We start from the raw sequence: 26,103 nt of genomic DNA, 5'->3' as shown, positions 1-26,103 counted from the left end.
TCGGCGTTCATTCGCCGAGCGTCAACAACGAAGCGTTGCCGCCCGCCGCCGTCGTGTTCACCGTCACCGTCTTCTCGGTCCCGAAACGCGGCAGGTAGTGCGGACCACCGGCCTTCGGGCCCGTGCCGCTCAAGCCCTGTCCGCCGAAGGGCTGCACGCCGACGACCGCGCCGATCTGGTTGCGGTTGACGTAGGCATTGCCCACCTTCACCCGCGACACGATGTGCTCGATCGTCTCGTCGATGCGCGAATGGATGCCGAGCGTCAGGCCGTAACCCGTCGCGTTGATCGCATCGATCACCTTGTCCAGCTCGTCGGCCTTCCAGCGCACGACGTGCAGCGCCGGGCCGAAGACTTCCTTGTGCAGGCGATCGATCGAGTCGATCTCGAAGGCCACCGGCGCGAAATACGTGCCGTGCGCCGTCGACGCATCCATCTTCGCTTCGGCGATCAGCTTGGCTTCGCTGCGCATGCGCTTGCCGTGCGATTCGAGCATCGAGTACGCGTCCTTGTCGATCACCGGGCCGACGTCCGTCGACAACAACCCAGGGTCGCCGACCTGCAGCTCCGCCATCGCACCGGCGAGCATCGCGATCGTCTTGTCGGCGATGTCGTCCTGCACGAACAGCACGCGCGCGGCCGAACAACGCTGGCCCGCGGAGGTGAACGCCGACGACAACGCATCCTTGATCAACTGCTCCGGCAACGCCGAGGAGTCGCCGATCAGCGCGTTCTGCCCGCCGGTTTCTGCGATCAGCACGCCGATCGCCGCATCGCGCGCGGCGAGCGAACGATTGATCGCGCGCGCGGTGTCGGTCGAACCGGTGAAGGCCACGCCCGCCACGCGCGGATCCTTGGTGAGCGCCGCGCCGACGGTCGCGCCGTCGCCCGGCAGGAATTGCACGACCTTTTCGGGAACACCGGCTTCGTGCAGCAGCTTCACCGCGTAGTAGCCGATGAGGTTGGTCTGTTCGGCGGGCTTGGCGATCACGCTGTTGCCGGCGGCGAGCGCCGCGGCCACCTGGCCGAGGAAGATCGCGAGCGGGAAATTCCACGGCGAGATGCACACGAACACGCCGCGGCCACCGAGATGCAATTCGTTGGATTCGCCGGTCGGGCCCGGCAGCTTTTCCGGATGCGCGAACAGCTTGCGCGCCTGCCCGGCGTAGTAACGCAGGAAGTCGACCGCTTCGCGCACTTCGGCGACGCCGTCGGGAATCGTCTTGCCCGCTTCCTTCGTGCACATCGCCATGAACTGCGGCATGCGCGCTTCCAGCAGCGTGGCGGCGTGTTCGAGGATCGCCGCGCGCGAGGCGGCCGGCGTGGCATCCCACTTCGGCTGTGCATCGACGGCGTTGCGCAGCGCTTGTTCGACCGTCGCCGCATCCGCGGCGCGCCACGTGCCGACTTGTTCGCGGCGGTCGGCGGGATTGGTCACGGCGATGTCGGCGCCGCCTGCAGTGATGCCCGGAACGAGCGGAAGCGCGCGCCAGTCGCCGGTCACGGCGGCGTTGAGCTGTTCGGCGAGCGCGCGCAGTTGCGCGTCGTTGGCGAGGTTGAGGCCCATGGAATTGTCCCGTTCGTCTGCGATGTCGTGCGCCTGGCTGCGATACACGTCGCGCGGCAGCGGAATGCGCGGATGTGGAATGGTTTCGAACCCGTCGACGATCTCGACCGGATCCTTCACGAGGTCGGCGATGGCCACGTTTTCGTCGGTGATGCGGTTGACGAAGCTGGAATTGGCGCCGTTTTCGAGCAGTCGGCGCACCAGGTACGGCAACAGGTCTTCATGCGAACCGACCGGCGCGTACACGCGGCACGGCACGTCGAGGCGATCGGCCGGCACGACTTCGGCGTACAGGTCGTCGCCCATGCCGTGCAGTTTCTGGAACTCGAAGTTCTTCCGCGTTTCGCCGTTGCGCGCGAGGCGGTGAATCGCCGCGATCGTGTGCGCGTTGTGCGTGGCGAACATCGGATAGATCGCATCGGATGCGGCGAGCATGCGGCGCGCGTTGGCGAGGTAGCTGACGTCGGTGTTCGGCTTGCGCGTGAACACCGGGTAGCCGGCCTGGCCATCGACCTGCGCGCGCTTGACCTCGCTGTCCCAGTACGCGCCCTTGACCAGGCGCACGGGAATGCGGCGGCCGGTGCGGCGCGCGAGATCGGCGAGCCAGTCGATCACGAACGGCGCGCGCTTCTGGTAGGCCTGCACGGCCAGGCCGTAGCCTTCCCAACCGTCGAGCGATTTGTCTTCGTACGCGGCGCCGATGACGTCCAGCGAGAGTTCGAGGCGGTCGGCTTCCTCGGCATCGATGGTGAAGCCGATGCCGTGGGATTTCGCGAGTTGCGCCAGCTCGAGCACGCGCGGGACGAGTTCGTCCATCACGCGCGCGCGCTTGGCCAGTTCGTAGCGCGGGTGCAGCGCCGAGAGCTTCACCGAGATCGACGGCGCGGCGAAGACATCGGTGCCGACGAACTTGCCGCTGGTGCCGATCGCGTGGATCGCGGCGCGATAGGCCTCGAGGTAGCGCAATGCGTCCTTCGTCGTCAGCGCGCCTTCGCCGAGCATGTCGAAGGAATAGCGGTACGCCGCGTTGTCGCCCTTGCGCGAACGCGACAGCGCTTCGCCGATCGTGCGGCCCATGACGAACTGGTGGCCCATGATCCGCATCGCCTGGCGCACGGCCAGGCGCACGACGGGCTCGCCGATGCGGCCGACCAGCCGCTTGAAGGCGTTGTGGACGTCGCGCTTGGTGTCGTCGGCGAGGTCGACCAGATGCCCGGTGAGCATCAGGCCCCAGGTCGACGCGTTCACGAGGATCGAATCGGACTGGCCCATGTGCCGCTTCCAATCCGCTTCGCCCAGCTTGTCGCGGATGAGCTTGTCGGCGGTGTCCTGGTCGGGAATGCGCAGCAAGGCTTCGGCCACGCACATCAGGAGCACGCCTTCCTCGCTGCCGAGGTCGTATTGCCGCATGAAGGCTTCGATCGCGCCCTGGTCTTCGGCGCGCGCACGCACGCGGCGCACGAGGTCGGCGGCGGTGGCCTGGATGGCCTGGCTGTCGGCTTCGGGCTGGCGGGCCTGCGCAAGCAGTTCGCGCACATGTTGCGTTTCGTCGCGCACCCAGGCGGCCGTGATGGCGGCGCGGAGCGGATCGGGGGACGCCGGCAATTCCGGCGTGAGCAACGGCCGTTCGGCCGTCGCGGGGAGGGGAAGCGAATTCATCGGGCCCGCGTGGGTACGTGGCGAGCCGCATATTGTAGCGACGTGTACGCCGCGCGGCTTGCCCCGCATGGTCGGCGGGGGCTACCATTTCCCGTTTCCGCAGCCGGTTTTGCGTCACACCGGTTGCGGTTCGGCATGATCGAGATGGTGTCGTCGGGGGTCGGGACGGGTGCGCAACTGCGGTTGCGTCCGCGACGGGCTTTGACGGCCCGGCAGTTCCTCGCCCTGTTCGCGTCGCTGGCCGCTGCAATGTGGCTGGTCGCGGGCCTGGGATGGTGGAGCGGCAACGTCTTCGCCCCCGCGTTCGCGCTGCTCGACAGCGTGTTCGTGGCGGTGGCACTGCGATGGGCGTGGCGGCTGGGAGAGCGTCGCGAAATCATTTCGGTCGGGCCGGAAGCGGTCGAGGTTTGGCGGTCGGCACAGCCGGCGCCCGCGTTTCGAGCTCACCCGGTTTGGGTGCGCCTGGACGTGGAAGGCGACGGGGAGTCGATCGTGCTGTCCTCCAGCGGAGTCCGCTGCGAGGTCGGCGCCTTCCTCGGCCCGGGTGAACGCGGGCAACTCGCCACGCGCCTGAGGGCGCTGCTCGAGGCCAGCCGGAACCCACCGACGACATGACATTGCATTCAGCTGCGGGGCTCGTACCGATGAAAGCAGGCTTCAATCCTTCCGGCGCCAAGGCAATCGCCGTCCGTGCCGCCGCCGCGGCGTTCGCGCTCATGGCTTCGGCCGCCGCGTTCGCGACGCCGGCCGTCGAGCCGACCTCGCCGCACCCGTGGCAGCTCAACATGCGCGAGGGCGTCACGCACTCCTCGCGGATGGCCTACGACGCCCACATGGTCGCGCTGTGGATCTGCGTGGTCATCGGCATCGTGGTGTTCGGCGCGATGTTCTACGCGATGTGGAAGTTCCGCCATTCCAAGGGCGCCGTGCCCGATGTCAGCTTCACCCACAGCACCAAGCTGGAGATCGTCTGGACGCTCGTCCCGGTCGTCCTGCTGGTGGGCATGGCATGGCCGGCCACGGCCAAGCTGATTGCGATGTACGACACCCGCAATTCGCAGATGACGGTGAAGGTCACCGGCTACCAGTGGATGTGGAAGTACGAATACCTGGGCGAAGGCGTGGAATTCACCAGCCGCCTTGCCAAGAGCAGCGACGCGATGCGCCAGTCCGGCAAGGTGCCGTCCTGGAACAACGAAGCCGACCGCCATTATCTGCTCGACGTCGACAACATGCTCGTCGTGCCGGTGAACACCAAGATCCGCTTCGTCATCACCGCCGACGACGTCATCCACGCCTGGTGGGTGCCCTCGCTGGGTTGGAAGCAGGATGCGATCCCCGGGATCATCAACGAAGCCTGGACCGACATCGACACCCCCGGCATCTACCGCGGCCAGTGCGCGGAGCTGTGCGGCAAGGACCACGGCTTCATGCCGATCGTCGTGAAGGCCGTTCCGAAGGCCGAATTCCAGCGCTGGCTTGCCGAGCAGAAGGCGAAGGACGGCGTGCAGGCGCCCGCCGCCGCCAGCGCCACAGCTCCGGCCGCCGCTCCGGCGACCGCCAGCACCACCGCTCCGGCCACCGCCAGCACCACGCCGACGCCCGAGGCAGCCGAGCCCGTGACGCAGTAAGCGCACGCACCGGTCCCCGACGTTCCCCACCGAATCACGCGCATTACCTGAGGTAGGCCATGGCCCAGTACGACGCCGCCGTCCACCACGACGACCACGGACACAAGCAGAGTTTCCTTGACCGTTGGTTCTTCTCCACGAACCACAAGGACATCGGCACGCTGTACCTGCTGTTCTCCTTCTGCATGTTCATCATCGGCGCGGCGATGTCGGTGGTCATCCGTGCCGAGTTGATGCAGCCGGGCCTGCAGTACGTGAACCCCGAGTTCTTCAACCAGATGACCACCATGCATGCGCTGGTGATGATCTTCGGCGGCGTGATGCCGGCCTTCGTGGGCCTGGCCAACTGGATGGTGCCGCTGCAGATCGGCGCGCCGGACATGGCGCTGCCGCGCATGAACAACTGGTCCTTCTGGATCCTGCCGTTCGCCTTCACGCTGCTGCTGGGCACGCTGTTCCTGCCGGGCGGCGCGCCCGCCGGCGGCTGGACGCTGTATCCGCCGCTTTCGCTGCAGGGCGGCAGCAACCTGGCCTTCGCGATCTTCGCCATCCACATGATGGGCATCAGCTCGATCATGGGCGCGATCAACATCATCGCCACCATCCTCAACATGCGCGCCCCGGGCGTGGACCTGCTGAAGATGCCGATCTTCTGCTGGACGTGGCTGATCACTGCGTTCCTGCTGATCGCCGTGATGCCGGTGCTCGCCGGCGCGGTGACGATGCTGCTCACCGACCGCTTCTTCGACACCAGCTTCTTCACCGCGGCCGGCGGTGGCGACCCGGTGATGTTCCAGCACATCTTCTGGTTCTTCGGGCACCCCGAGGTCTACATCATGATCCTGCCCGCCTTCGGCGTGGCCTCGGAGATCATCCCGACCTTCTCGCGCAAGCCGCTGTTCGGCTATCAGGCGATGGTCTACGCCACAGCGTCGATCGCGTTCCTGTCGTTCATCGTGTGGGCGCACCACATGTTCACGGTGGGCATGCCGCTGGGTGGCGAGATCTACTTCATGTTCGCCACGATGCTCATCGCCGTGCCGACGGGCGTGAAGGTATTCAACTGGGTCACCACGATGTGGAAGGGCTCGATCTCCTTCGAAGCCCCGATGCTGTGGGCGATCGCCTTCGTCATCCTGTTCACCATCGGCGGTTTCTCGGGCCTGATGCTCGCGATCGTGCCGGCGGACTTCCAGTACCACGACACCTACTTCGTCGTCGCGCACTTCCACTACGTGCTCGTGACCGGCGCGGTGTTCTCCATCATCGCCGCGGTGTACTACTGGTGGCCGAAGTGGACGGGCCGCATGTATTCGCAGACCGCCGCCAAGTTCCACTTCTGGTGGTCGGTGGTGTTCGTCAACCTGCTGTTCTTCCCGCAGCACTTCCTGGGCCTGGCCGGCATGCCGCGCCGCATCCCGGATTACAACGTGGTGTTCGCGGACTGGAACCTGGTGTCGTCGATCGGCGCGTTCGGCATGTTCGCCACGCCCTTCATCATGTTCTTCATCCTGTGGTCCTCGTTGAAGAGCGGCGAGAAGGCGACCGACCGCGTGTGGGAAAGCGCGCGCGGCCTGGAGTGGACGGTGGCTTCCCCGGCGCCGCACCACACGTTCACGACGCCGCCGGTCATCAAGGACGGCGACCTCGCGCACGGCGACTTCGCGCACATGGATTTCGACTGACGGCCGTTCGCGCCTGAAGTGATCACCATGCAAGACGCCCCCAAGCCCTTGAGCCCCGAACAGGTCGCAGCCCGCCGCAAGCGCGTGCTGGTGACCGCGTGGGCCATCGGCCTGGTCGCGCTCGCGGTGTACCTGGCGTTCCTGCTGTCGGGGGTGCTCAACAAATGAACGCGCCCGGCAACGACAAGAAGAAATTCGGCGTCGGCAAGATGGTGGGCGTCACGCTCGGCGCGTTCGCGTTCACCTTCTCGCTCGTGCCGCTGTATCGCATCGCCTGCGAAAAAGTCTTCGGCGTGCGCCTGGAGAAGGAAGCCATCGCCGCGCCGCTCGGCGGCAAGGCGGACACGCAGCGCACGGTGACCGTCGTGTTCGACGGCGGCGTGAACTCCAAGCTGCCGTGGGCCTTCGAACCGCAGCAGGCCACGATGCAGGTCCACCCGGGCCAGCAATACGAAGCCAGCTATTTCGCGCGCAACACCAGCACGCGCGCGATCGTCGGCAATGCCGTGCCCTCCGTGGCGCCGGCGCGCGCTTCGGGCTATTTCAGCAAGACCGAATGCTTCTGCTTCACCGCGCAGGAACTCGACGCCGGCGAAGGCCGCGCGATGCCGGTGCGCTTCATCGTCGACCCGGCGCTGCCGGCCGACGTCAACACGATCACGCTGTCGTATACCTTCTACAAGAACGAGACCCAGACCGCGCAGTTGAACGCGCCCAAGGGTGGATCGAACCTGCCGCACGCGGCTCCCTGAGCCTCATACGAAACCCGGAAAACCCGTCATGGCCCAAGCCCACGAGTCCCACGACACCAACGTCTACTACGTGCCGCACGGCAGCCGCTGGCCGGTGATCGCGTCGGTGGCGCTGTTCACCACCATGATCGGCTTCGCGCAGTGGCTCAACGAAGTCAGCTGGGGCAAGCCGGTGTTCTTCCTCGGCCTGGCCTTCCTCGCCGCGATCCTGTTCAAGTGGTTCGGCGACGTGATCCGCGAATCGCTGCGCGGCTATTACAACAAGCAGGTCGACACCTCCTTCCGCATGGGGATGGTGTGGTTCATCTTCTCCGAGGTGATGTTCTTCGCCGCGTTCTTCGGTGCGCTGTTCTACGCGCGCCAGTTCGCGTTGCCGTGGCTCACCGGCGAAGGCCACAAGGTCGCCACGCACGCGGTGCTGTGGTCGGACTTCACCGGCGGCTGGCCGAGCAACGGCCCGGGCGCGATCGGTGGTGCATACCAGACCATCCCGGCGTGGGGCCTGCCGCTGCTCAACACGCTGATCCTGCTGTCCTCGGGCGTCACGGTCACCATCGCGCACCACGCGCTGAAGGCCGGCCACCGCAAGCAACTGCTGCTGTTCCTCGGCATGACCGTGCTGCTGGGCGCCTCGTTCCTGTTCTTCCAGGCGAAGGAATACATCCACGCCTACCACGAGCTCAATCTCACGCTCGGCTCGGGCATCTACGGTTCGACGTTCTTCATGCTCACCGGTTTCCACGGCGCGCACGTGACGCTGGGCACGATCATGCTCGCGATCATCTGGTTCCGCTGCGCCGCGGGGCACTTCAACCGCGAGAACCACTTCGCGTTCGAAGCGGTGGCCTGGTACTGGCACTTCGTCGACGTGGTGTGGCTGGGCCTGTTCCTGTTCGTGTACGTGCTCTAAGGCGCGAACGCGCCGTCACGACACAAGCAATTCCCGTCGCGGGCCGGCCATGCGCCGGCCCGTGCCGTCTCCGGGGTCAGGGCGCGCGGCCGATGCCGTGCGGCGTGATCCAGCCCATGTAGATGGCCAGGACCACGAACAGGATCAACGCGACCGACAGCGCGATGCGCTTGGTCAATGCATTGACGGTGCGCTTGGTCGTGCCCTTGTCCACGAGCATGTAGTACAGCCCCGCGCCGAGGTTCCAGACGATGAGTATCAGGACGGCGATGATCAACAGGGTCTTCAGCGAATCGTTCATGGCGACGGTCCTTGGCCTGTCGCGCGCGCGGTTCCCGCACGCACTCCGGGCGGCATTATCGCGCCGCGCGGGGGCATGCGCGTGACCCGTCGCGGAACATTCTGGTTCGCCTGGGCGCTCGCGCTGGTTGCCATCGCGGGCTTCGCGCGCCTGGGGTTCTGGCAATACGGGCGGATGCAGGAGAAGCAGGCGATGCTCGCCGACGTCGGGCGCGTGCTGCGCGCCCCGCCGGTGGCCATCGATGCGGCCGGCATCCGCGAGATGGCCTGGGTCGAAGGCGAGGCGACCGTCGACGCGCGGACCTTGCTGCTCGACAACCAGATGCGCGACGGCAAGCCCGGCGTGCACGTGTACTGCATCGCGCGTTCGGGTGTCGCCGACCGGCTGATCGACCTGGGCTGGCTCGCGGTGAAGCCCGACCGCACGATGCCCGATGCGGCGTGCCCCGCAGGCCCGCTGCATGTGCGCGGCTTAATGACGGCTTTGCCCTCCAGCGGCCTGCAGGTGGGCGTACCGATGCAGCAGATCGACGGAACCCGCTGGCTGATGGCGCGGGCGGACGTCGATGCGATCCGCGCGGCGCTGCACATCGACGTGCCGGCGCGCGTGATCCGCCTGGATCCCAAACTGCCCGTCGGCTACGCACGCGACCTCGACGTGCTTCCCAACACGCTGCCGCCGGAACGCCACCTCGGCTACGCGGTCCAATGGTGGGCGCTGTCGCTCGCCGTCTTCATCACCGCGCTCGTCCTTTCCATTCGCAAAGCAAAGCCCCGCGCATGAACGCTCCCGTCGACAACGCCACGCGCAATCGCAATCGCTGGATGCTCGTCGGCATCTTCCTGCTGTTCTTCGGCGGCCTCGTGCTCGCCGGCCTGCTGCGTTTTTCCGGCTGGCGCCCCGAGGGTTTGAAGAACAAGGGCGAATTGCTGCAGCCGCCGGCCGACCTGCGCGCGCTCACGCCGACGCTCGCCGACGGCAGCGCCTATCGCTGGAAAGACGCCGAACGCACGTGGCGCATCCTCGCGGTGACCGAGCGTTGCGATACGAGCAACGCCGCGGCATGCGAACGCCTGCTCACCGACCTGGACAAGGTGTGGCAGCTGGCGGGGAAGGACGCCGACCGCGTGCACGTATTGTGGGTCGGCGCACTGCCGCCGCACGGCCCGCGCCCTTCGACGCTGCGCGTGCTGCGTCCCACCGATGCGCTGATCGACGGACTGCCGCGCGCGCACGATCCGAAGGGCATGCCGGTGTATCTGCTCGATCCGAACGGTTGGGTGGTTCTGCGCTACGCTCCGGGCTCCGATCCCGGGGACGTGCGGACCGACCTGTCCCGCCTGCTCAAGGTGAACTGAGATGGTGTCCAGCGCCACATCCGTCGCCCGCCACGGCATCCATCGCAACTTCCATCGCCTGGCGTGGCTCGCCGTCGTGCTCGCGCTGGGCGTGATCGTGTTCGGCGGTTTTGTGCGCCTGTCGGATGCAGGCCTGAGCTGTCCCGACTGGCCGACCTGCTATGGCCGCGTGGCGTGGCCACAACATGCGAACGAAGCGGTCGATCATGCCGCCACCTCGATCCGCGCCGTCGAACCGCACAAGGCGTGGCGCGAACAATTGCATCGCATGCTTGCCGGGGCGCTCGGCCTGATCGTGTTGTCGCTTGCGTTGCTCGCCGCGCGTCGCCGCCGGTGGGGCATCGCGCAGGTGCTGTGCGCTGCGGTGCTCGTGGCCATCGGCATTCCGCTGTACAGGCATGGCCAGCACGTCGCCGCGTCCGCGTTCGCGATCGCCGGTGAAATCCTGCTGCTCATCGCCGCGCTGCGCTGGTCGAACGTGGATCTCGCGCGCACCGCCACACTCACGCTGATGGTAATCGTCGTCCAGGCCTTGCTCGGCATGTGGACGGTCACCTGGCTGCTCAAACCCATCGTCGTGATGGGGCACCTCCTCGGTGGCCTGCTGACCTTCGCGTTGCTGACATGGATGGCGTGGCGCGCGACCGACATGCCCATTCGCCTCGCACAGGCCCGGCGCATCCGCTGGTTGCTGGTGATCGGCGTCAGCCTGCTCGCGGTGCAGATCGCGCTCGGTGGTTGGACCAGCGCCAACTACGCGGCGCTCGCATGCGCCAACGATTTCCCGAAGTGCGTCGGCCAGTGGTGGCCGCCCACCGATTTCCGCGAAGGCTTCGTGCTGTGGCGCGGCATCGGCGTGGATTACGAAGGCGGCGTGCTCGACGGGCAGTCGCGCATCGCGATCCAGATGGCGCACCGGATCATGGCGGGCGTCGTGTTCGTGTATCTGAGCTTCCTCGCGGTGCGCCTGGTGCGCATTCCGGGGATGCTCGCGTGGGGCGTCACGCTCGGTGCGTTGTTGCTCACGCAGGTCGCACTCGGCATCGCAAACGTGAAGCTCGGGCTGCCGCTGCACGTGGCGGTCGCGCACAACGCCGGCGCGGCGCTGCTGCTGTTCGTGCTGGTCACGCTCATCGCGCGCGTGCGCGCGCCGGACGCCTGACGCACGTGCGCTCGCGACTTTCCCCGTACTGGACGCTGACCAAGCCGCGCGTGGTCGCGCTGATCGTGTTCACCGCGCTGGTCGGCATGTTCCTCGCGGTGCCGAGATTGTCGGACCTGCCGCTCGACAAGGCGGTGTTCGGATTGCTCGGCATCTGGCTCGCGGCAGCCTCGGCGGCCGCGATCAACCACGTGCTCGACCAACGCATCGATGCGGTGATGGCGCGCACGCACGATCGTCCGTTGCCGACGGGCGGATTGCGTACGTCGCAGGCCGTGGTGTTCGCGCTCGCGCTGGGCCTGGCGTCGATGGCGATCCTGGTCTTCCTCGTCAATCCGTTGTGCGCGTTGCTGACCTTCGGGTCGTTGATCGGCTACGCGATCGTCTACACCGGTTGGCTCAAGCGCGCGACGCCGCAGAACATCGTCATCGGCGGCATCGCCGGCGCCGCGCCGCCGCTGCTGGGCTGGTCGGCGATCACCGGCATGGCGGGCGAAGCCGACTGGGCGTACGCGCTGACGCTGGTGCTGATCATCTATCTCTGGACGCCGCCGCATTTCTGGGCGCTGGCGATCTTCCGCCGCGAGGATTACGCCAAGGCGATGATCCCGATGCTCCCGGTCACGCACGGCGTGACCTACACGCGCTGGCAGATCCTGTTCTATACGGTGCTGCTGGTGCTCGCCACGCTGCTGCCGTGGGCGCTGCACATGAGCGGGACGTTCTACATCGGCGGCGCGGTGGTGCTGGGGTGCGTGTTCCTCTGGTACGCCTGGCGCCTGCTGGATCCGCCGGACGAGTTCTTCGCCATGCGTACGTTCCAGTATTCGGTCGTGTACTTGATGGCGTTGTTCGCCTTTCTGCTGATCGACCACTGGCTGATGCCCTGGCTGGCGCCGGCCCCGGCGCTGGATTTCCAGCCGCTCGCGATGGCGATGGGGCACTGAAACTGCGCCGTCCGTCGCGTTACATCGCGACCTGATCCGCAAACGCGACACCTTCCGCGCCGCGCACGCGCGGGTTGTGACGCGCTGCCCAAACATCGGCCGGCGGCGCGCGTCATATCGGTCCCTCGGAATTTGGGGATTCCACCATGCACCAGGACAAGAATGCCGACCGCAGCGAGCGCAGTGCGCGCCTGCTGCTTTTCTTCGCTCTCTGTGCCGCAGTGACCTGGGCGCTGGCGAGCGCGCCGGCCTGATCGACTCCTCCTGCGCAGGCAGGGGCATGGCGGGGTGGAAGCCCGACGCGCGACCGTGCGCAGATGGCCGCAGCTCTCGTCCGTCCCCTGCCTTCGCGGGGGCATTTGAACCGTTGCCGCGGACCCACGCATCCACTCGCGCGTCGCCTCGTGCGACGGTGGAGGCGGGTCATGCGCGCGCAACTGTGGAGCTCTGCCGTGACCCTCGCCCTGTGGCCATTCCTGTCACAGGCAGGGCAAGCCGACCTGGTGTGGCGTAACGCCGCCAGCGGCCAGACGGTGGTGTGGAAATCGGCCGATGCCACGCACGCGACCGCGCTGACATCGGTGCCCGGCACATGGCACATCGCCGCACTCGCCGACTTCGACGGCGACGGCGTGGCCGACGTGTTGTGGCGCAACGCCTCCGGTGGCCAGAACCGCATCTGGCGCATGGGCGATTCGCGATTGCCGATTTTCATGGCGTCGCTCGCCGCGCCGTGGGATATCGCCGGCGCGGGCGACTTCGACTACGACGGCGTCGCGGACGTGCTGTGGCGCAATCCGACGACGGGCGAAAACCGCATCTGGCGTTCGGGCAATGCGGCGACGCCGATCGCGATCGCCGCGGCCAAGGTCGCGTGGGGCGTCGCGGGCGTCGGTGATTTCAATCGCGATCGTTTTGCGGACATCCTCTGGCGCAACCGCACCAGCGGGCAGGCGGTCGCATGGCGATCGGGCAACGCCGCGACCGCGGTGGGGCTGGGAACCGTGGCACTTTCCTGGAACGTCGCCGGCGTCGGCGATTTCAACGGCGATGGCGCCGCCGACATCCTCTGGCGCAACGCGACCAACGGCGCGAACGTGATGTGGCGTTCGGGCAATCGGGCGACGCCGCAGGCCGTCAAGGCCGTGGGCGGTACGGCCTGGCGGGTCGCCGGCGTCGGCGATTTCGATGGAGACCTGCACGCGGACGTGCTGTGGCGGAATGCATCGAGCGGGCAGAACATCGTCTGGCGCTCGGCGAATGCCGCGACGGCACACGCGTGCGCGGCAGTGGCCCCGCAGTGGAACGTCGATGGCGCGGCGGAACTCGATCCGCCGCCACCACCGCCTGCGCCGCCGCCCGAACCGCCGCCGATGCCGCCGCCGTATCCCTACCCGTATCCGTAACGGGGATCAGCGCTTCGCGGCGCGTTGATCGAGCAGCAACGCGCGCAGTTCGTCCTTCTCGACGGCATCCAGCGGTGCCTGGCTCGCCTTGAGCTCGTCGATGCGTTGCTGCACCGTCTGGTCTTCGAGTTGCACCATCACGTCGAGGAACTCGCGTTCCCATTCCTGTTCGCCGGGAAGCGATTGCGTGGCCAGCTTGTGCAGCGCCGCGGCTTCCTCGCGATCGCCGAAGTGTTCGAGCACGCCGCCGGTGCGGATGTCGGGCCGCTCGCGCACCAGCGCGACGAGTTCCGACAGCAACTCGACGCCGGGCTGGCGCAGCGCGGCGAATCGATAGGGCGGTTGCAATGCCAGGGCCAGCGAAGGCTGCTGCAGCAACAACGCGATCGCACTGCGCACCAGGCTGCGCTTGGGCGCGGGCACGCTCGGCGCGTTGCGCGCGCGCTGTGCGGGCACGTGCGTTTCCGGCGTGCTTGCACGCGCACCGACGCCGGTGAGTTCGGTCAGGCGCTGTTTCATCAGATCGCCGAAGGCGCCATCGGGAATCTGCGCGAGCAAGGGTTTGCAGCGCTCGGCCAGGCGCGCCTTGCCGTCGAGGCTCGTCAGATTCACATCCAGGCTCATCTGCCCGTAGAAGAACTCCGACAACGGCGTGGCCTGGCGCAGGCGCGCATCGAAGCCTTCGCTGCCTTCCTTGCGCACGATCGAGTCGGGGTCTTCGCCGTCGGGCAGGAACAGGAAGAAGGCCTGTCGGCCGTCCTTCATGCGCGGCAGCACCGATTCGAGCGCTTTCCATGCGGCGTTGCGGCCCGCGCGATCGCCGTCGAAACAGAAGAACACGTCGGCGGCGTTGCGGAACAACAACTCCGCGTGGTCCGGCGTGGTCGCCGTGCCGAGCGTGGCCACCGCCTGCGACACGCCGTATTGCGCGAGCGCGACCACGTCCATGTAGCCCTCGACGACGATCAACCGATCCAGCTTGCTGTTGACCTGTCGCGCCTGCCACAGGCCGTACAACTCGCGGCCCTTGTGGAAGAGCGGGGTTTCCGGCGAGTTGAGGTACTTCGGCGAATCCTCGGGATCCAGCACGCGCCCGCCGAAGGCGATGGTGCGCCCGCGACGGTCGGCGATCGGGAACATCAGCCGATTGCGGAACTTGTCGTAGATGTGGCCCTTGTCGTTCTTCGAGAACATCCCGCCGCGTTCGAGCAGTTGCATGCGGCGTTGGTCGGTGCCGAGCGCATCGCGCAGCGCATTGAAACCATCGGGCGCATAACCGATGCCGTAGCGCTCGGCGATCTCCGGCGCGATGCCGCGCTTCTCGACGTAGGCCTTCGCCTTCTCGCTGCCCGCCAGGTGCTTGCGGAAGAATTTCGCCGCGGCATCGAGCGCGGCGAACAGATCGGTCGTGTCGTGGTTTTCGTTCGACTGCCGCGTGTCGCGCGGCACTTCCATGCCCACGCGCTTGGCGAGTTCGTCGACCGCGTCGAGGAATTCGAGGCGGTCGTAGTTGATCAGGAAGGAGATCGCCGTGCCGTGCGCGCCGCAGCCGAAGCAGTGATAGAACTGCTTGGTCGGCGAGACGGTGAAGCTCGCCGAGCGTTCGTCATGGAAGGGACAACGCGACGCGAATTCCTTGCCCTGGCGCTTGAGCGGCACGCGCGCGGCGATCACCTCGACGATGTCGGTGCGCGCGAGCAGGTCGTCGATGAAAGCGTCGGGGATGCGGGCCATCGGCGTCAGGATGCCACGCGGCGGTCAACCTTCGGCGAGGCGGCGCTTCACGATCGACGAGACCTCGCCCATGTCGGCCTTGCCGGCCAGGCGCGGCTTGAGCACGCCCATCAGCTTGCCGATGTCGGCCGGGCCGGCGGCGCCGGTGTCGCGGATCGCGCCGTCGACCACGTCCTCGATCTCCGCCTCGGACATGCGGGCGGGCAGGTAGTGCTCGATGATCGCGATCTCGTTGCGTTCGATGCCCGCCAGGTCCTCGCGGCCGGCGGCGTCGTACTGCGACACCGAATCGCGGCGCTGCTTGACCATCTTGTCGAGCACGGCGACGACCTGGGCATCGTCCAGGCTGATGCGCTCGTCGACTTCCTTCTGCTTGATCGCGGCATTGATCAGGCGGATGACGCCCAGGCGTTCCTTCTCGCCGGACTTCATCGCGGCCTTCATGTCGTCGGTCAGCTGGTTCTTCAGGGTCATGGCGTGCTCCGTGCGGGATCCGGTGCCCGTTCTGGCGGGCCACCGCAGAAATGCGAAAAGCCGGCGGCGCTTGTGGCGCGGCCGGCTTCGCGGGGTGCTGATCGATTCGACGCGGGGCGAGAAGCTCGCCGCCGGCGCGGGATCAATACAGGCGCTGGCGCTTGGTGACGTCGCGCGAGGTGCGACGGGCCTGGCGCTTCACCGCGGCAGCGGCCTTGCGCTTGCGTTCCTGCGTCGGCTTCTCGTAGAACTCGCGCTTGCGGGTCTCGGCGAGCACGCCGGCCTTCTCGCAGGTGCGCTTGAAGCGGCGCAGGGCAAACTCGAAAGGCTCGTTTTCGCGGACTTTGACGCTCGGCATACGGTTTCTCGGTCTTCTGTCTGGGGTTGCTGCACAAGTGGACGACCACCGGGCAGACCCGGGGAGCCGCGTATGATAGCCGCGACCCTTCCGCCGACGCAACCGCGCGACGGCCTCGATTTCAGCATCCGCAGGCCCCATCTGCCTCCCATGCGCGTCCTCGGCATCGAAACCTCCTGCGACGAAACCGGCGTGGCCGTCTACGACACCGCGCGCCCGGGGCCCGAGGGCCTGCGTGCGCACGCCGTTTACAGCCAGATCGCCCTGCACGCCGAATACGGCGGCGTGGTGCCCGAGCTGGCCAGTCGGGACCACGTCCGCAAGCTCCTGCCCCTGATCCGCCAGACCCTCGACGAGGCCGGCCTCACGACCGCCGATCTCGATGGCGTGGCCTACACGGCCGGCCCGGGGCTGGTCGGCGCGCTGCTCGTGGGCGCCGGCGTGGCGCGTTCCCTGGCCTGGGCCCTGGATGTCCCCGCGATCGGCGTGCACCACATGGAAGGGCACCTGCTCGCGCCCTTGCTGGAAGATCCGGACCTCAAGCCGCCCTTCGTGGCGCTGCTCGTCTCCGGCGGCCACACGCAACTGGTCGGCGTCGACGCCATCGGGCGCTACCGGCTGCTCGGCGAGACCCTCGACGATGCCGCGGGCGAAGCCTTCGACAAGACCGCCAAGCTCATGGGCCTGCCGTATCCGGGCGGCCCGCAGCTGGCGAAGCTCGCCGAAACCGGCACGCCCGGCGTCTTCAAATTCGCGCGACCGATGACCGATCGGCCCGGGCTCGACTTCAGCTTCAGCGGTTTGAAGACGCAGGTGCTGCTCGCATGGCGCGACAGCGATCGCAGCGATGCCACGCGCGCCAACATCGCGCGCGGCTTCGAAGACGCCGTCGTCGACACGCTCGCGATCAAATGCCAGCGCGCGCTGGATGCCGCGGGCTGCGACACGCTCGTCGTCGCCGGCGGCGTGGGCGCGAACAAACGCCTGCGCGAAAAACTGCAGGCCATCGCCGCCAAACGCGGTGGCCGCGTGTGCTTCCCGCGCCCCGCGCTGTGCACCGACAACGGCGCGATGATCGCCTTCGCCGGCGCGCTTCGCCTGCAGGCCGGGCAGAGCAGCGGGCGCGAAGTCCACGTGCAACCGCGCTGGGATATGGCATCGTTGCCCGCCGTCCAGCCCGCGACCGCATGAACGACAAAGTCTTCATCGAAGGCCTCGAGATCGAGACCCTGATCGGCATCTACGATTGGGAGCGCCGCATCCGGCAGCCACTCGTGTTCGACATCGAGATGGCTTTCGACAACCGCAAGCCCGCGGCGAGCGACGCCATCGAAGACACGCTCGACTACAAGGCAGTGAGCAAGCGCCTGATTGCTTACGTGTCGGCGTCGGACTTCGGCCTGGTCGAAACCCTCGCCGAACGCTGCGCCGAATTGATCCTCGACGAATTCGCCGTTTCGCAGGTGCGCCTGAAACTGAGCAAGCCAGGCGCGGTACGCGGCGCGCGCGCGGTGGGCGTATCGATCGAGCGCAGCCGCGCGTGACGGCGAAGGCCTACCTCAGCCTCGGCAGCAACCTCGAACCCGAGCGCCATCTGCGCGCGGCGATCGATGCGCTGCGTGCGCGCTTCGGCGAAATCGTCGTGTCCCCGGTGTATCGCGTGCCGGCGGTGGGTTTCGAAGGCCCGGATTTCCTCAACGCCGCGGCCATCATCGACACCGACCTGGATCCCTTCGCACTGGTCGCGTGGTTGCACGCGCTCGAAGCCGACAACGGCCGCATCCGCGGGGACGTGAAGTTCAACGACCGCACGCTGGATGTCGACCTGGTTTATTTCGACGATCTGGAGCTCGACCTGCCGGAATTGCAATTACCGCGACCGGAGTTGCGGCATGCCTTCGTGTTGCGCCCGTTGGCGGATATCGCGCCCGCGTTCGTCGATCCGGTGCGCAAGGTGACGCTGGCCGAACTGTGGCGCGCGCACCCAGAGTTCAATGACACTCTGGAAACCGTGACGCTCTAGCCTTCGAGCATCCGCCCGCCGTCCAGGCGCAGCACCTGGCCGGTCGTGTACGTGGCTTCGCGCAACAACCAATGCACCGCGTTCGCGATTTCCTCCGGGGTGCCGGTGCGATGCAGCGGCGTGCGATCGAGCATCGCCTGTTTCGCGGCGTCGTCCTTCCCGCTGTCGGGCCAGAGAATCGCGCCGGGCGCGATCGCGTTGACGCGCACGTCGGGACCGAGTTCGAGCGCGAGCGCGCGCGTCATGTGCACCAGCGCGGCCTTGCTCATGCCGTAGAGCGCATGGCCGCGCAACGGGCGCTCGGCATAGATGTCGGCCATGTTGACGATCGCGCCGCGCGTCGCGCGCAGGTGCGGCGCCGCCGCTTGCGCGAGGAAGAAGGGCGCGCGCGCGTTCGCGTTGAACAGCGCATCCCACTGGTCGGGCGTGGCCTGGCCGAGCGGGGTGGCGAAGAAGGACGAGGCGTTGTTGACCAGCGCATCGAGGCGGCCGAAGCGGCCGATGGTCTGCGCGATGAGTTCGGGCAAGCGATCGAACTGCCCCAGATCGGCCTGCAGTACGACGGTCGAACCGGCGCGCGCGGCCTCGAGTTCGCCCGCCAGCGCATCGGCGTCGCCCCGCGAGGCGTGGCAGTGGATCGCCACGTCGAAGCCGTCGGCATGCAGGCGGCGCACGATCGCGGCACCCAAGCGACGGGCACTGCCGGTGACCAGGGCAACGGATCGGGCGGTCGTCATGGGCGCTTGCGGTCCTTGCGGCTATCCTGTCGGCATTGTCGATGTATTTGCCGTCCATGTCCGCATCGCCGGAACCCCATGCCATCCCCGTGCCCGACGCCGACGCGCTCGCCCACAGCGAACGCCTGCGCCAGGGCATCCAGCAACAGATCCACGCCGCCGGCGGTGCGATCCCGTTCTCGCGTTTCATGGAGCTGAGCCTCTACGCACCGGGGCTGGGCTACTACAGCGCGGGCGCGACCAAGTTCGGCGCGAGCGGTGATTTCGTCACCGCGCCGGAACTCGGTCCCTTGTTCGCCGCGTGCGTCGCCGACAGCATCGCGCCGGTGCTGCAACAGCTCGGGCCGGAGGCGGATGTCGTCGAACTCGGCGGCGGCAGCGGTGCGTTCGCGGAAGTGGCGCTGAAGAAACTGCTCGCCGCCGATGCGCTGCCCGCGCGTTACGCGATCCTCGAACCCAGCGCCGACCTGCGCCAACGCCAGCAGGATCGCCTGCGCGAACGCCTGAATCCGTTGCTCTACGACCTGGTCGAATGGCTGGATGCGCCGCCGCAGGAATCATGGAACGGCGTGCTGTTCGCCAACGAAGTGATCGATGCATTGCCGACGCCGCGCTTCACGCTGCGCGATGGCGAAGTGTTCGAAGAGCACGTCGCGCTCGATCCGGAGGGCCGATTCATTCGCACCGATCGCCCCGCCGATGCGCTGCTCGCCGCCGCGGTCCGCCATGTCGAACGGCAGCGCGACGAACCGTTCCCCGACGGTTATCGCTCCGAACTGCTGCCGCAATTGCCGTACTGGGTCCAGGCGGTGATCGGCGGATTGCGCAAGGGCACGATGCTGTTCGTCGACTACGGTTATCCGCGTCGCGAGTTCTACTCGCCGCAGCGCGCGAACGGCACGCTGCGCGCGTTCCGCCGCCATCGCATGGTCGAGAACGTGTACGACCTGCCGGGCCTGCAGGACATCACCGCCTCGGTGGATTTCACCGCGCTGGCCGAAGCGGGYACGGGCGCCGGCTTCGACCTGGCGGGCTACTGCACGCAGGCGAGTTTCCTCATCGGCAACGGCCTGGAACCCAACCTGACCGCCGCCGAAGAACGCGCGCACGACGAAGCGCAGCGCTATCGCCTGCGCCAGGAAGCCAAGCACCTCACCTTGCCCGGCGAAATGGGCGAACGCTTCCAGGTCATGGGTTTCCAGCGCGACGTCGAATTCGGCACCGCCTTCCTCGTCGGCGACCTGAGCTGGCGCCTGTGATTCGTTGGCTTGGGTCGGCGGCGGCGAAGCCCTTTGCTCGCCCGCAGCGTTGGCTCGGGCTGTGGTGGGGAATGATCGCGGTGGTGGTCGTCGGGTCCTTGCTGCCCGCGCTGTTGCTGCCGGATTTGCCGGAAGGCAGCGACAAGGTCGAGCACCTGCTCGGTTACGCGATTCTCGCGGCGATGGCGGTGCAGGTGTTCGCGACGCGACGCGTGTTGATGCTTGCCGCGTTGTTCCTCGTGGCGCTCGGCATCGGGATCGAAATCGCGCAGGACGTGTTGACGACCACGCGGCAGATGGATGCCTGGGATGCCCTCGCCAATACGTGCGGCGTGCTGCTCGGCATCGCGAGTGCGCTGACGCCGGTGCGGGATGCGTTGCTGCGCATGGATACGCGCTGACGCAGCGTCAGGCCGGCGTGCGCGCCTGGTGGATCGCCCGGATGCGGGCTTTTGCGAGCGCTTCGCCCAGCGCGGGGCCTTCGAGGCCTTCGCGTGCGACATCGGCGGCGCGCACCGATTGCGCGACTTCCAGCAGGCGAACCAACGCTTCGCGCTGCGGATAAGGCTGGTCCTCCAACCCCGTGCGACCACGTTTGTCGGCTTCGCACACCAGGCCCAACTGCGCGATGCGCGCAGGCTGGCGAAACCCGTCGCAGCGTTGCAGCAAATCGTGGACCGTGCTGTCGCGCAGTTCGAACAGGCGATGCACGTTGAGGTGCTCGCGACACGCGATCTTCGCCAGATCGCGATGCTGGGAAGGCACCTTCATGCGATCGCACAGCGCGCGCAGCGGCGCCAGGCCCGCGTGTTCATGCCCGAGATGTTTCGGCAACACGTCCACCGGGGTGAGCGCCTTGCCCAGGTCATGCACGAGCGCGGCGAAGCCGACCACCGCATCCCCCGGCGCGAGCTTCGCGGCCATGTCGCACACCAGTTCGATGTGCACGCCGGTGTCCACTTCCGGATGATATTCCGCGCGTTGCGGCACGCCGTACAAGGCGTCGACCTCGGGCAGCACGACGGCCAGCGCGCCGCAATCGCGCAAGGTGCGCAGGAAGGCCGAGGGCGTGTTCGACGCGAGCGCGCGCACCAGTTCCTGCCAGACGCGCTCGGGCACCAGTTCGCCCATCTCGCCCGAGGCCACGATTTCGCGCATCAGCGCCATCGTTTCAGGCGCAACGGTGAACCCGAGGTCGGCGAAGCGCGCCATGAACCGCGCCGCGCGCAACACGCGCAGGGGATCTTCGACGAACGCCGGGCCCACGTGGCGCAACACGCGTCGCGCGATGTCGCTTTCGCCATGCCAGGGATCGACCAGCGTGCCGTCGTCGCGCTGTGCGATCGCGTTGATCGTGAAGTCGCGCCGCTGCAGGTCTTCCTCGAGCGTCACGCCCGGGTCGGCATCGACGACGAACCCGCGATAGCCGCGCCCCGATTTGCGCTCGGTGCGCGCGAGCGCGTACTCCTCGCCGGTCGTCGGATGCAGGAACACCGGGAAGTCGCGGCCCACCGGTTTGAAACCTTGCTCGAGCATCGCCTCGGGCGTGGTGCCCACGACCACGTAGTCGCGATCGCCCGCCGGCAGCCCCAGCAGCCGATCCCGCACCGCACCGCCGACGAGGAAGGTCTCCATCGTCGCGATTCTAGGGGGTGTTCAGGACGACCGTCGTCGGGCAGGTGAAAGACTTGCGCGCTCCGGCGCGCCCGCGCATGCGGTCGCTGACCGGCGCGGCGTCGCCGTTGAGGCGCCAGTCGTAAATCACGCTGAAGGCCAGCACGCGCGCGACGTATTCGCGGGTTTCCTTGTAGCTGATGGTCTCGATCCAGAAATCCGGATCCATGCCCGGCCGCTGCGCCTGCCAGCGCGCAAGCGGCGCCGGGCCTGCGTTGTAGCCGGCAAGCACCATGTAGGGCGGGCCGTATTTGTCGTACAACTGGCGCAGGTAGGCGGTGCCGATGGCGATGTTCGCGTCGGGGTCGTACAGCGTCGACGCACCGCTCCACGGCAGTCCGATGCGCTTTGCGGTGGCCATGCCCGTGGCGGGAACGACCTGCATCAGGCCCATCGCGTTCGCGCCGGAACGGGCATTCGGATTGAAGATGCTCTCGGCACGGATCTCCGCGGCGACCCATGCGGGATCGAGCCCGTTCTTCGTGGCCTCGCGGCGGATGGTCGCATCGTGATGCAGGGGGAAGCGCAGGCCGTACATGCGCGCCTCCTCGGGCTGCTTGCCGAGCGCGAAGACCGCGCGGTCGAACCACCCGTAGTCCTGCGCGACCGCGACGGCCAGGCGGCGCTGGGTGTCGTCGAAGCGCGACAGCGCATCGTCCCATTCGCGTTGCGCCCAGCCCGGACGGTCGGCCTGGTAGAGCGCCATCGCGCGAACGATGGCGGGATCCTTCGCGATCGCCGACTGCTGCGCGGTGCCGAGCGCAACATCCACCGGGCACAGCGCATACGGCTGCCCGATGCGATCGGCGGCGAGGAAGCCGTGGAATTCCGGCTTGCGTGCCGCATCGCGATAGAGCGCCTGCGCACCCGCCTTGTCGCCGGCCAGTTCGGTCAGGCGCGCCTGGAAGTAGGTCCAGCGCGAATCGCCGCGCTGCTTGTCGCCCATCTTACGGATGGCGGCCAGCGCGGCGGGCCAATCGCTGCGCGACATCGCTTCGCGCGCGCGCCACTCGTGCAGGCGTTCGTCGTAGGCGCTGTCGGGCACGGCGTTCAAGCGCCGTGCGGAATCGGGTTCGTAGGAGGCGACCGTCCACAACGCGGCCTGGTACAGCGGGCGTGCGCGATCGGCATCGGTGAATTGCAGCGCGCTCGCGAACTTCGGCAGTTGCGTATCGACGAGCATCGGCACCGACTTCGCCAGGCGCGCGAGCCCTTGCGAGGCCATCATTCGGCTGCGCGGCGTTTTCGGCCACGTCAGCGCGCGATCGTGCACGGCTTCGAAGAACGCGGCGTAGTCGTTGGCCAGCGCCATGTCTTCCGCAGGCAGCCCGCGCGCGGCGCTGCGCATGACCGAGGGTTCCCATTCGTTCGCCGCGGCGTCGATGCGTTCCCAACGCAAGGACGCGGGCAACCCGCCCTTCGCGGCGAGCATGTCGAATGGCGCATCGCACGCCACCGGCAGGGCCTTGCCCGTGCTGCGCCACATCGCCTGCGCATCGGCGATCCACGTGGCATCGGTGTTGCCCGTTGCCGCGCGCGACTGGAGTTCGGCGCAACGCAACGCGGCGTCCTTGATCGACGGCGACCACGCACTGCGGAACGCCGGCCAATCCTCGCGACGCGACAGCGCGGCGAGCCAGAGCTCACGGAACGCACCTTCGAGCGCCTGTCCCTTGTACTTCGCGAGGAAAGCCTGCCCGCGCGGCACCGGCAGCGTGTCGATATCGCGTTTGAGCTGCGCGTACTCGACCCACCCGACCAAGGGATGGTTGGCCAGCGCGGCCATTTGTTCCGACGACAGGGTGCCGCGCTCGGCAGCGGTGAACGCATCGCGGATCTGGTCGCGTTGCGGCACGACGATGATCGGTGCGTTGCGCAGCGGCGGCGGCAGGATCTTGCCGGCGGGCGCGGTTTTGCCCTGCTGTGCGATCGCCGAAGACGAACACAACAAAAGCGCGGACAGAAGCGGCAGCGTATGTCGCAGCATGGACGATCCGTTGGGGGAGACGAACGACCTGGGCCCGACTATAGCCGACGCCTCGTGAATCGATCAGTCAGGAAACCACCCGCACGAACGTCGGGAATCCCTCAAGCCACGCTCAACGCAGCGCGTGTTCCGGAACGTCGATTTCCGCGGCGATCGCCAGGTGATCCGAATACGCCGCGGCGAAGGCTTCCATGCGCGCGATGCGCAGGTCGCCGGTGGTGAGGATATGGTCGATCGCGCGCTGCGGCCGCCAGCTCGGGAAGGTCGGCACGCACGAGGCCGGCGGCTGCAGGCGCGTGCGCTTGTACAACTGCTGCATCTCCGGCCGGTCCGGATCGCAATTGAAATCGCCCATCAGGATTGCGTGCGGATGGTCGTGCAGCAGTTCGGCGATGAACGACAGTTGCGATGCACGCGAACCGGCGCCGAGCGACAGATGCGCGACGGCCACCGTCAGCCCGTCGTCGCCGTTGCCGAATTGCGCGACCAGCACGCCGCGCCCGCGCACGCGGCCGGGCAGGGGGTGGTCGTGCACTTCGACGGGCTCGAGCTTCGACAGCAACCCGTTCGCGCTGGAGGCGAAACCGCCGACGTTGCGGTTGGGCTGGTGGCTCCAGTACGCGAAACCCCCGCGTTGCGCGAGGTAATGCGTCTGGTTGGTGAACCCCGAGCGCAGGCTCCCGGGGTCGCTTTCGTTGAGGCCGACGATGTCGTGGCCGCCCGCCAGTTGCGCGATCGCATCCAGGCTGCCGCGCTTGTTGCCCGCGGGCAACACGTGCGACCAGCTGCGCGTCGCGTAATCCGTGTAACGCCGGGTGCTCGACCCGGCCTGGATGTTCGCGCTGAGCAGCTTGAGGCGGCGGTGGGTCATCAGCCCGGCGATCAGCCCTGCGACGCCGCGGCGGGCGCGCCGTCGGCGGCACGCTCCTTCGCGATCAGGCCGCTGGCGATGCGCAGCATGTCCTCGAAGCTGTTGCCGGTGACCTTGTACTTGCCGTTGACGATCAGCGTGGGCGTGCTGTTCGCGCCCGAGCGGATCATGAACTGGCGGCCCTTGCTGACCTGCGCGTTCACCGAGAACGAATTCATCGTGCTCAGGAATTCCTTCGGGTTCGCGCCGTACTTGCCGTAGAAGTTGGCGATCTTCTGTTCGTCGACCGGATCGCCTTCGCCCGGCATCGTCTGCGTGATGTGGATCTCCTTGATCAGCGCGCTGTGCGAGCGCTCGACCAGGCCCATCGATTCGGCGACGTAGAACGCCTTCGCGTAGGGGTTCCACTCCGGGCCGAACGGCGCGGGCACGTAGGAGAAGCGCACGTCGGCCGGCAGCTTGGCCTTCCATGCGGACACCAGCGGATCGAACGCGGCGCACGCCGGGCAGACGTAACCGAAGACTTCGACGACTTCGATCTTGCCGTCGAGCGGCTTCCACGGTTCGCCCCCCTTGATGGTGACGTAGTCGGTGCCTTCGACCAGGCCGGAGGGATCGTTCGCGGAGGCCAGGGCCTTCTGCGCAGCGGCGTCGGCGGCGGCGTTGGCGGCCGGGGCGGCGGTCGATGCGGCCACCGGTGCCGCGGAGGTGCTCGCGGCGGGTTCGTCGGCGCTGGCCGGCATCGCGGCGGTGGACTGCGCGGTCGGCGTGGCAGCCGTCGGCGCTTCGGTCTTGCCGCAGGCGGCGAGGGTGAGAAGGAGGAGCGAGGAAACCAGGGGGAGCAGGACGCGTCGGGTCATGGGGTCGATCCTCCAGCGGAGTGCCTGAATATCAGGTGGGCGGATGGGTGGAATGAAGAAATCAGCGGGGCGGATGCGCGATCAGCGCGCCGGCGATGCGCAGCATGTCATCGAGCGAGCGGCCCATCACGCGGTACTTGCCGTCGACGATGAGCGTGGGCGTGCCCTGGAGCTGGATGCGCAGCGCGAAGTCGTGCGCGGCCTTCATGCGCGCGGCGACCTGCGGGCTGGCGATCGCCGCCGAGAACTTCTTCGCATCCACGCCGAGGGTGGCGTAATACGCGGTGAGTTCGGCGTCGCTGGGATTCATCGGCAGCACCTGGTCGTCGTGCACTGCGCGGAACGTCGCCGCATGCGTGCGCGCCACGGTACCGAGCTGTTCGGAGGCGAAGTACCCGCGGCCGAAGGTGTCGTCCATGTCGTAGGCCGCCGGCACGTAACGCACCTTGACGTTCTTCGGCAGGGTCGCGCGCCAGGCCTCGATCTTCGGCGCGAAGTCGTGGCAGTGATGGCAGGTGTAGGCGAACACTTCGGCGACTTCGATCTCGCCCTTGCGCACGGTGTCGAACGTGCCGGGGGTGTCGAGCACTTCGTAGTCGACATCCTCGACCGGCGCGGACGTGGCCTGCGCGGAAGCGGCGAGGGGAAGCAGCAGGGCGAGGAGGAGGAACGCGATGCGACGGATCATGCGGGTCCTTCGGGGGTCAAAAAAAACGCCGGTCCACAGTGTGGGACCGGCGTGCTGATC

General features: G+C 67.6%; 27 protein-coding genes. 16 read left to right on the top strand and 11 right to left on the bottom strand.

Annotation, left to right across the window (positions count from 1 at the left end; translation table 11 throughout):
- Positions 1–7: 7 nt before the first annotated feature.
- Positions 8–3,226: a bifunctional proline dehydrogenase/L-glutamate gamma-semialdehyde dehydrogenase PutA gene (gene putA, locus AC1DOM_RS10515; protein WP_498962984.1), complete on the bottom strand. Its 3,219-nt coding sequence runs from the start codon at positions 3,224–3,226 to the stop codon at positions 8–10.
- 135 nt (positions 3,227–3,361) lie between these two features.
- Between putA and AC1DOM_RS10510 the strand changes: the two genes are divergently transcribed.
- The 6 genes from AC1DOM_RS10510 to AC1DOM_RS10485 all read left to right on the top strand — a co-directional run bounded on the left by AC1DOM_RS10510 (position 3,362) and on the right by AC1DOM_RS10485 (position 8,204).
- Positions 3,362–3,841, top strand: coding sequence for a DUF2244 domain-containing protein (locus tag AC1DOM_RS10510; RefSeq protein ID WP_498962982.1), 480 nt, complete (start codon positions 3,362–3,364; stop codon positions 3,839–3,841).
- Between the two features lie 101 nt (positions 3,842–3,942).
- Positions 3,943–4,857, top strand: a complete 915-nt coding sequence (coxB, locus tag AC1DOM_RS10505; RefSeq protein ID WP_498963013.1) for a cytochrome c oxidase subunit II — start codon at positions 3,943–3,945, stop codon at positions 4,855–4,857.
- Between the two features lie 59 nt (positions 4,858–4,916).
- Positions 4,917–6,542 carry a cytochrome c oxidase subunit I gene (ctaD, locus tag AC1DOM_RS10500; RefSeq protein WP_498962980.1) on the top strand — a complete coding sequence of 542 codons (1,626 nt, stop codon included), beginning with the start codon at positions 4,917–4,919 and terminating at the stop codon, positions 6,540–6,542.
- 27 nt (positions 6,543–6,569) lie between these two features.
- Positions 6,570–6,710, top strand: a complete 141-nt coding sequence (locus AC1DOM_RS10495; RefSeq protein ID WP_498962978.1) for a hypothetical protein — start codon at positions 6,570–6,572, stop codon at positions 6,708–6,710.
- Entirely contained in the window at positions 6,707–7,294 is a 588-nt protein-coding gene (locus AC1DOM_RS10490) for a cytochrome c oxidase assembly protein (protein WP_498962976.1), read from the top strand. Before AC1DOM_RS10495 ends, AC1DOM_RS10490 begins: the two co-directional genes overlap by 4 nt.
- A gap of 28 nt (positions 7,295–7,322) precedes the next feature.
- Entirely contained in the window at positions 7,323–8,204 is an 882-nt protein-coding gene (locus AC1DOM_RS10485) for a cytochrome c oxidase subunit 3 (protein WP_498962974.1), read from the top strand.
- A 76-nt stretch (positions 8,205–8,280) separates the two neighbouring features.
- On the opposite strand, the gene AC1DOM_RS10480 is transcribed toward AC1DOM_RS10485, so the two are convergent.
- Positions 8,281–8,505, bottom strand: a complete 225-nt coding sequence (locus AC1DOM_RS10480; RefSeq protein WP_498962972.1) for a twin transmembrane helix small protein — start codon at positions 8,503–8,505, stop codon at positions 8,281–8,283.
- A gap of 75 nt (positions 8,506–8,580) precedes the next feature.
- On the opposite strand from AC1DOM_RS10480, the gene AC1DOM_RS10475 reads away from it, so the two are divergent.
- From AC1DOM_RS10475 to AC1DOM_RS10455, 5 genes are all read left to right on the top strand, one after another.
- Positions 8,581–9,288, top strand: coding sequence for an SURF1 family protein (locus AC1DOM_RS10475; RefSeq protein WP_498962970.1), 708 nt, complete (start codon positions 8,581–8,583; stop codon positions 9,286–9,288).
- Positions 9,285–9,863, top strand: a complete 579-nt coding sequence (locus AC1DOM_RS10470) for a redox-active disulfide-containing membrane protein (protein ID WP_498962968.1) — start codon at positions 9,285–9,287, stop codon at positions 9,861–9,863. Before AC1DOM_RS10475 ends, AC1DOM_RS10470 begins: the two co-directional genes overlap by 4 nt.
- 4 nt (positions 9,864–9,867) lie before the next feature.
- Positions 9,868–11,025 carry a COX15/CtaA family protein gene (locus AC1DOM_RS10465; RefSeq protein ID WP_498962966.1) on the top strand — a complete coding sequence of 386 codons (1,158 nt, stop codon included), beginning with the start codon at positions 9,868–9,870 and terminating at the stop codon, positions 11,023–11,025.
- A 5-nt stretch (positions 11,026–11,030) separates the two neighbouring features.
- A complete protein-coding gene (gene cyoE / locus AC1DOM_RS10460) occupies positions 11,031–11,972 on the top strand; it encodes a heme o synthase (protein WP_498962965.1) in 942 nt (313 codons plus the stop codon).
- Between the two features lie 452 nt (positions 11,973–12,424).
- Complete coding sequence (locus tag AC1DOM_RS10455) at positions 12,425–13,378, top strand: FG-GAP repeat domain-containing protein (protein ID WP_498962963.1); 954 nt, start codon at positions 12,425–12,427, stop codon at positions 13,376–13,378.
- Positions 13,379–13,384: 6 nt separating this feature from the next.
- Here the strand turns inward: AC1DOM_RS10455 and dnaG are convergent, their stop codons facing one another.
- From dnaG to rpsU, 3 genes are all read right to left on the bottom strand, one after another.
- Positions 13,385–15,112 carry a DNA primase gene (gene dnaG / locus AC1DOM_RS10450; RefSeq protein ID WP_498962960.1) on the bottom strand — a complete coding sequence of 576 codons (1,728 nt, stop codon included), beginning with the start codon at positions 15,110–15,112 and terminating at the stop codon, positions 13,385–13,387.
- Between the two features lie 24 nt (positions 15,113–15,136).
- A complete protein-coding gene (locus tag AC1DOM_RS10445; protein WP_498962958.1) occupies positions 15,137–15,586 on the bottom strand; it encodes a GatB/YqeY domain-containing protein in 450 nt (149 codons plus the stop codon).
- A 142-nt stretch (positions 15,587–15,728) separates the two neighbouring features.
- A complete protein-coding gene (gene rpsU, locus AC1DOM_RS10440) occupies positions 15,729–15,944 on the bottom strand; it encodes a 30S ribosomal protein S21 (RefSeq protein ID WP_036170822.1) in 216 nt (71 codons plus the stop codon).
- A 150-nt stretch (positions 15,945–16,094) separates the two neighbouring features.
- Here rpsU and tsaD point away from each other — a divergent pair, with 150 nt between their 5' ends.
- The 3 genes from tsaD to folK are packed head-to-tail and all read left to right on the top strand — an operon-like array spanning position 16,095 to position 17,967.
- Positions 16,095–17,135, top strand: coding sequence for a tRNA (adenosine(37)-N6)-threonylcarbamoyltransferase complex transferase subunit TsaD (gene tsaD, locus AC1DOM_RS10435; RefSeq protein WP_498962956.1), 1,041 nt, complete (start codon positions 16,095–16,097; stop codon positions 17,133–17,135).
- Positions 17,132–17,488: a dihydroneopterin aldolase gene (gene folB, locus AC1DOM_RS10430; protein ID WP_498962954.1), complete on the top strand. Its 357-nt coding sequence runs from the start codon at positions 17,132–17,134 to the stop codon at positions 17,486–17,488. Before tsaD ends, folB begins: the two co-directional genes overlap by 4 nt.
- Positions 17,485–17,967, top strand: a complete 483-nt coding sequence (gene folK, locus AC1DOM_RS10425) for a 2-amino-4-hydroxy-6-hydroxymethyldihydropteridine diphosphokinase (RefSeq protein WP_498962952.1) — start codon at positions 17,485–17,487, stop codon at positions 17,965–17,967. The genes folB and folK overlap by 4 nt, the downstream gene beginning before the upstream one ends.
- Here the strand turns inward: folK and AC1DOM_RS10420 are convergent.
- Entirely contained in the window at positions 17,964–18,704 is a 741-nt protein-coding gene (locus AC1DOM_RS10420) for a pteridine reductase (protein WP_498962950.1), read from the bottom strand. The genes folK and AC1DOM_RS10420 overlap by 4 nt on opposite strands.
- Positions 18,705–18,745: 41 nt before the next feature.
- On the opposite strand from AC1DOM_RS10420, the gene AC1DOM_RS10415 reads away from it, so the two are divergent.
- Both AC1DOM_RS10415 and AC1DOM_RS10410 read left to right on the top strand, forming a co-directional pair.
- On the top strand, positions 18,746–19,963 hold the full coding sequence (locus AC1DOM_RS10415; protein WP_498962948.1) for a class I SAM-dependent methyltransferase: 1,218 nt from the start codon (positions 18,746–18,748) through the stop codon (positions 19,961–19,963).
- A 71-nt stretch (positions 19,964–20,034) separates the two neighbouring features.
- Complete coding sequence (locus AC1DOM_RS10410) at positions 20,035–20,364, top strand: VanZ family protein (RefSeq protein WP_498962945.1); 330 nt, start codon at positions 20,035–20,037, stop codon at positions 20,362–20,364.
- A gap of 7 nt (positions 20,365–20,371) precedes the next feature.
- Here AC1DOM_RS10410 and AC1DOM_RS10405 read toward each other — a convergent pair whose 3' ends face one another.
- The 5 genes from AC1DOM_RS10405 to AC1DOM_RS10385 all read right to left on the bottom strand — a co-directional run bounded on the left by AC1DOM_RS10405 (position 20,372) and on the right by AC1DOM_RS10385 (position 26,043).
- A complete protein-coding gene (locus AC1DOM_RS10405; protein WP_498962943.1) occupies positions 20,372–21,598 on the bottom strand; it encodes a multifunctional CCA addition/repair protein in 1,227 nt (408 codons plus the stop codon).
- Positions 21,599–21,608: 10 nt separating this feature from the next.
- The gene (locus tag AC1DOM_RS10400; protein ID WP_498962941.1) at positions 21,609–23,624 is read right to left on the bottom strand and encodes a lytic transglycosylase domain-containing protein; all 2,016 of its coding nucleotides are present in this window, start codon (positions 23,622–23,624) and stop codon (positions 21,609–21,611) included.
- A gap of 112 nt (positions 23,625–23,736) precedes the next feature.
- Entirely contained in the window at positions 23,737–24,474 is a 738-nt protein-coding gene (locus AC1DOM_RS10395) for an endonuclease/exonuclease/phosphatase family protein (protein ID WP_498963011.1), read from the bottom strand.
- 32 nt (positions 24,475–24,506) lie between these two features.
- On the bottom strand, positions 24,507–25,355 hold the full coding sequence (locus AC1DOM_RS10390) for a thiol:disulfide interchange protein DsbA/DsbL (RefSeq protein ID WP_498962939.1): 849 nt from the start codon (positions 25,353–25,355) through the stop codon (positions 24,507–24,509).
- A gap of 61 nt (positions 25,356–25,416) precedes the next feature.
- Positions 25,417–26,043 carry a thiol:disulfide interchange protein DsbA/DsbL gene (locus AC1DOM_RS10385; RefSeq protein ID WP_498962937.1) on the bottom strand — a complete coding sequence of 209 codons (627 nt, stop codon included), beginning with the start codon at positions 26,041–26,043 and terminating at the stop codon, positions 25,417–25,419.
- Positions 26,044–26,103: the final 60 nt, after the last annotated feature.

The organism is Lysobacter sp. P5_B12 (assembly GCF_056400425.1).
This window is presented reverse-complemented; position numbering and strand designations above follow the sequence as displayed.

Excerpts from the sequence above, each read along its gene's own strand:
- putA (WP_498962984.1), bottom strand. The coding sequence starts at position 3,226 with ATGAATTCGCTTCCCCTCCCCGCGACGGCCGAACGGCCGTTGCTCACG.
- AC1DOM_RS10510 (WP_498962982.1), top strand. The coding sequence starts at position 3,362 with ATGATCGAGATGGTGTCGTCGGGGGTCGGGACGGGTGCGCAACTGCGG.
- coxB (WP_498963013.1), top strand. The coding sequence starts at position 3,943 with ATGGCTTCGGCCGCCGCGTTCGCGACGCCGGCCGTCGAGCCGACCTCG.
- ctaD (WP_498962980.1), top strand. The coding sequence starts at position 4,917 with ATGGCCCAGTACGACGCCGCCGTCCACCACGACGACCACGGACACAAG.
- AC1DOM_RS10495 (WP_498962978.1), top strand. The coding sequence starts at position 6,570 with ATGCAAGACGCCCCCAAGCCCTTGAGCCCCGAACAGGTCGCAGCCCGC.
- AC1DOM_RS10490 (WP_498962976.1), top strand. The coding sequence starts at position 6,707 with ATGAACGCGCCCGGCAACGACAAGAAGAAATTCGGCGTCGGCAAGATG.
- AC1DOM_RS10485 (WP_498962974.1), top strand. The coding sequence starts at position 7,323 with ATGGCCCAAGCCCACGAGTCCCACGACACCAACGTCTACTACGTGCCG.
- AC1DOM_RS10480 (WP_498962972.1), bottom strand. The coding sequence starts at position 8,505 with ATGAACGATTCGCTGAAGACCCTGTTGATCATCGCCGTCCTGATACTC.
- AC1DOM_RS10475 (WP_498962970.1), top strand. The coding sequence starts at position 8,581 with ATGCGCGTGACCCGTCGCGGAACATTCTGGTTCGCCTGGGCGCTCGCG.
- AC1DOM_RS10470 (WP_498962968.1), top strand. The coding sequence starts at position 9,285 with ATGAACGCTCCCGTCGACAACGCCACGCGCAATCGCAATCGCTGGATG.
- dnaG (WP_498962960.1), bottom strand. The coding sequence starts at position 15,112 with ATGGCCCGCATCCCCGACGCTTTCATCGACGACCTGCTCGCGCGCACC.
- AC1DOM_RS10445 (WP_498962958.1), bottom strand. The coding sequence starts at position 15,586 with ATGACCCTGAAGAACCAGCTGACCGACGACATGAAGGCCGCGATGAAG.
- rpsU (WP_036170822.1), bottom strand. The coding sequence starts at position 15,944 with ATGCCGAGCGTCAAAGTCCGCGAAAACGAGCCTTTCGAGTTTGCCCTG.
- tsaD (WP_498962956.1), top strand. The coding sequence starts at position 16,095 with ATGCGCGTCCTCGGCATCGAAACCTCCTGCGACGAAACCGGCGTGGCC.
- folB (WP_498962954.1), top strand. The coding sequence starts at position 17,132 with ATGAACGACAAAGTCTTCATCGAAGGCCTCGAGATCGAGACCCTGATC.
- AC1DOM_RS10420 (WP_498962950.1), bottom strand. The coding sequence starts at position 18,704 with ATGACGACCGCCCGATCCGTTGCCCTGGTCACCGGCAGTGCCCGTCGC.
- AC1DOM_RS10410 (WP_498962945.1), top strand. The coding sequence starts at position 20,035 with ATGATCGCGGTGGTGGTCGTCGGGTCCTTGCTGCCCGCGCTGTTGCTG.
- AC1DOM_RS10405 (WP_498962943.1), bottom strand. The coding sequence starts at position 21,598 with ATGGAGACCTTCCTCGTCGGCGGTGCGGTGCGGGATCGGCTGCTGGGG.
- AC1DOM_RS10400 (WP_498962941.1), bottom strand. The coding sequence starts at position 23,624 with ATGCTGCGACATACGCTGCCGCTTCTGTCCGCGCTTTTGTTGTGTTCG.
- AC1DOM_RS10390 (WP_498962939.1), bottom strand. The coding sequence starts at position 25,355 with ATGACCCGACGCGTCCTGCTCCCCCTGGTTTCCTCGCTCCTCCTTCTC.
- AC1DOM_RS10385 (WP_498962937.1), bottom strand. The coding sequence starts at position 26,043 with ATGATCCGTCGCATCGCGTTCCTCCTCCTCGCCCTGCTGCTTCCCCTC.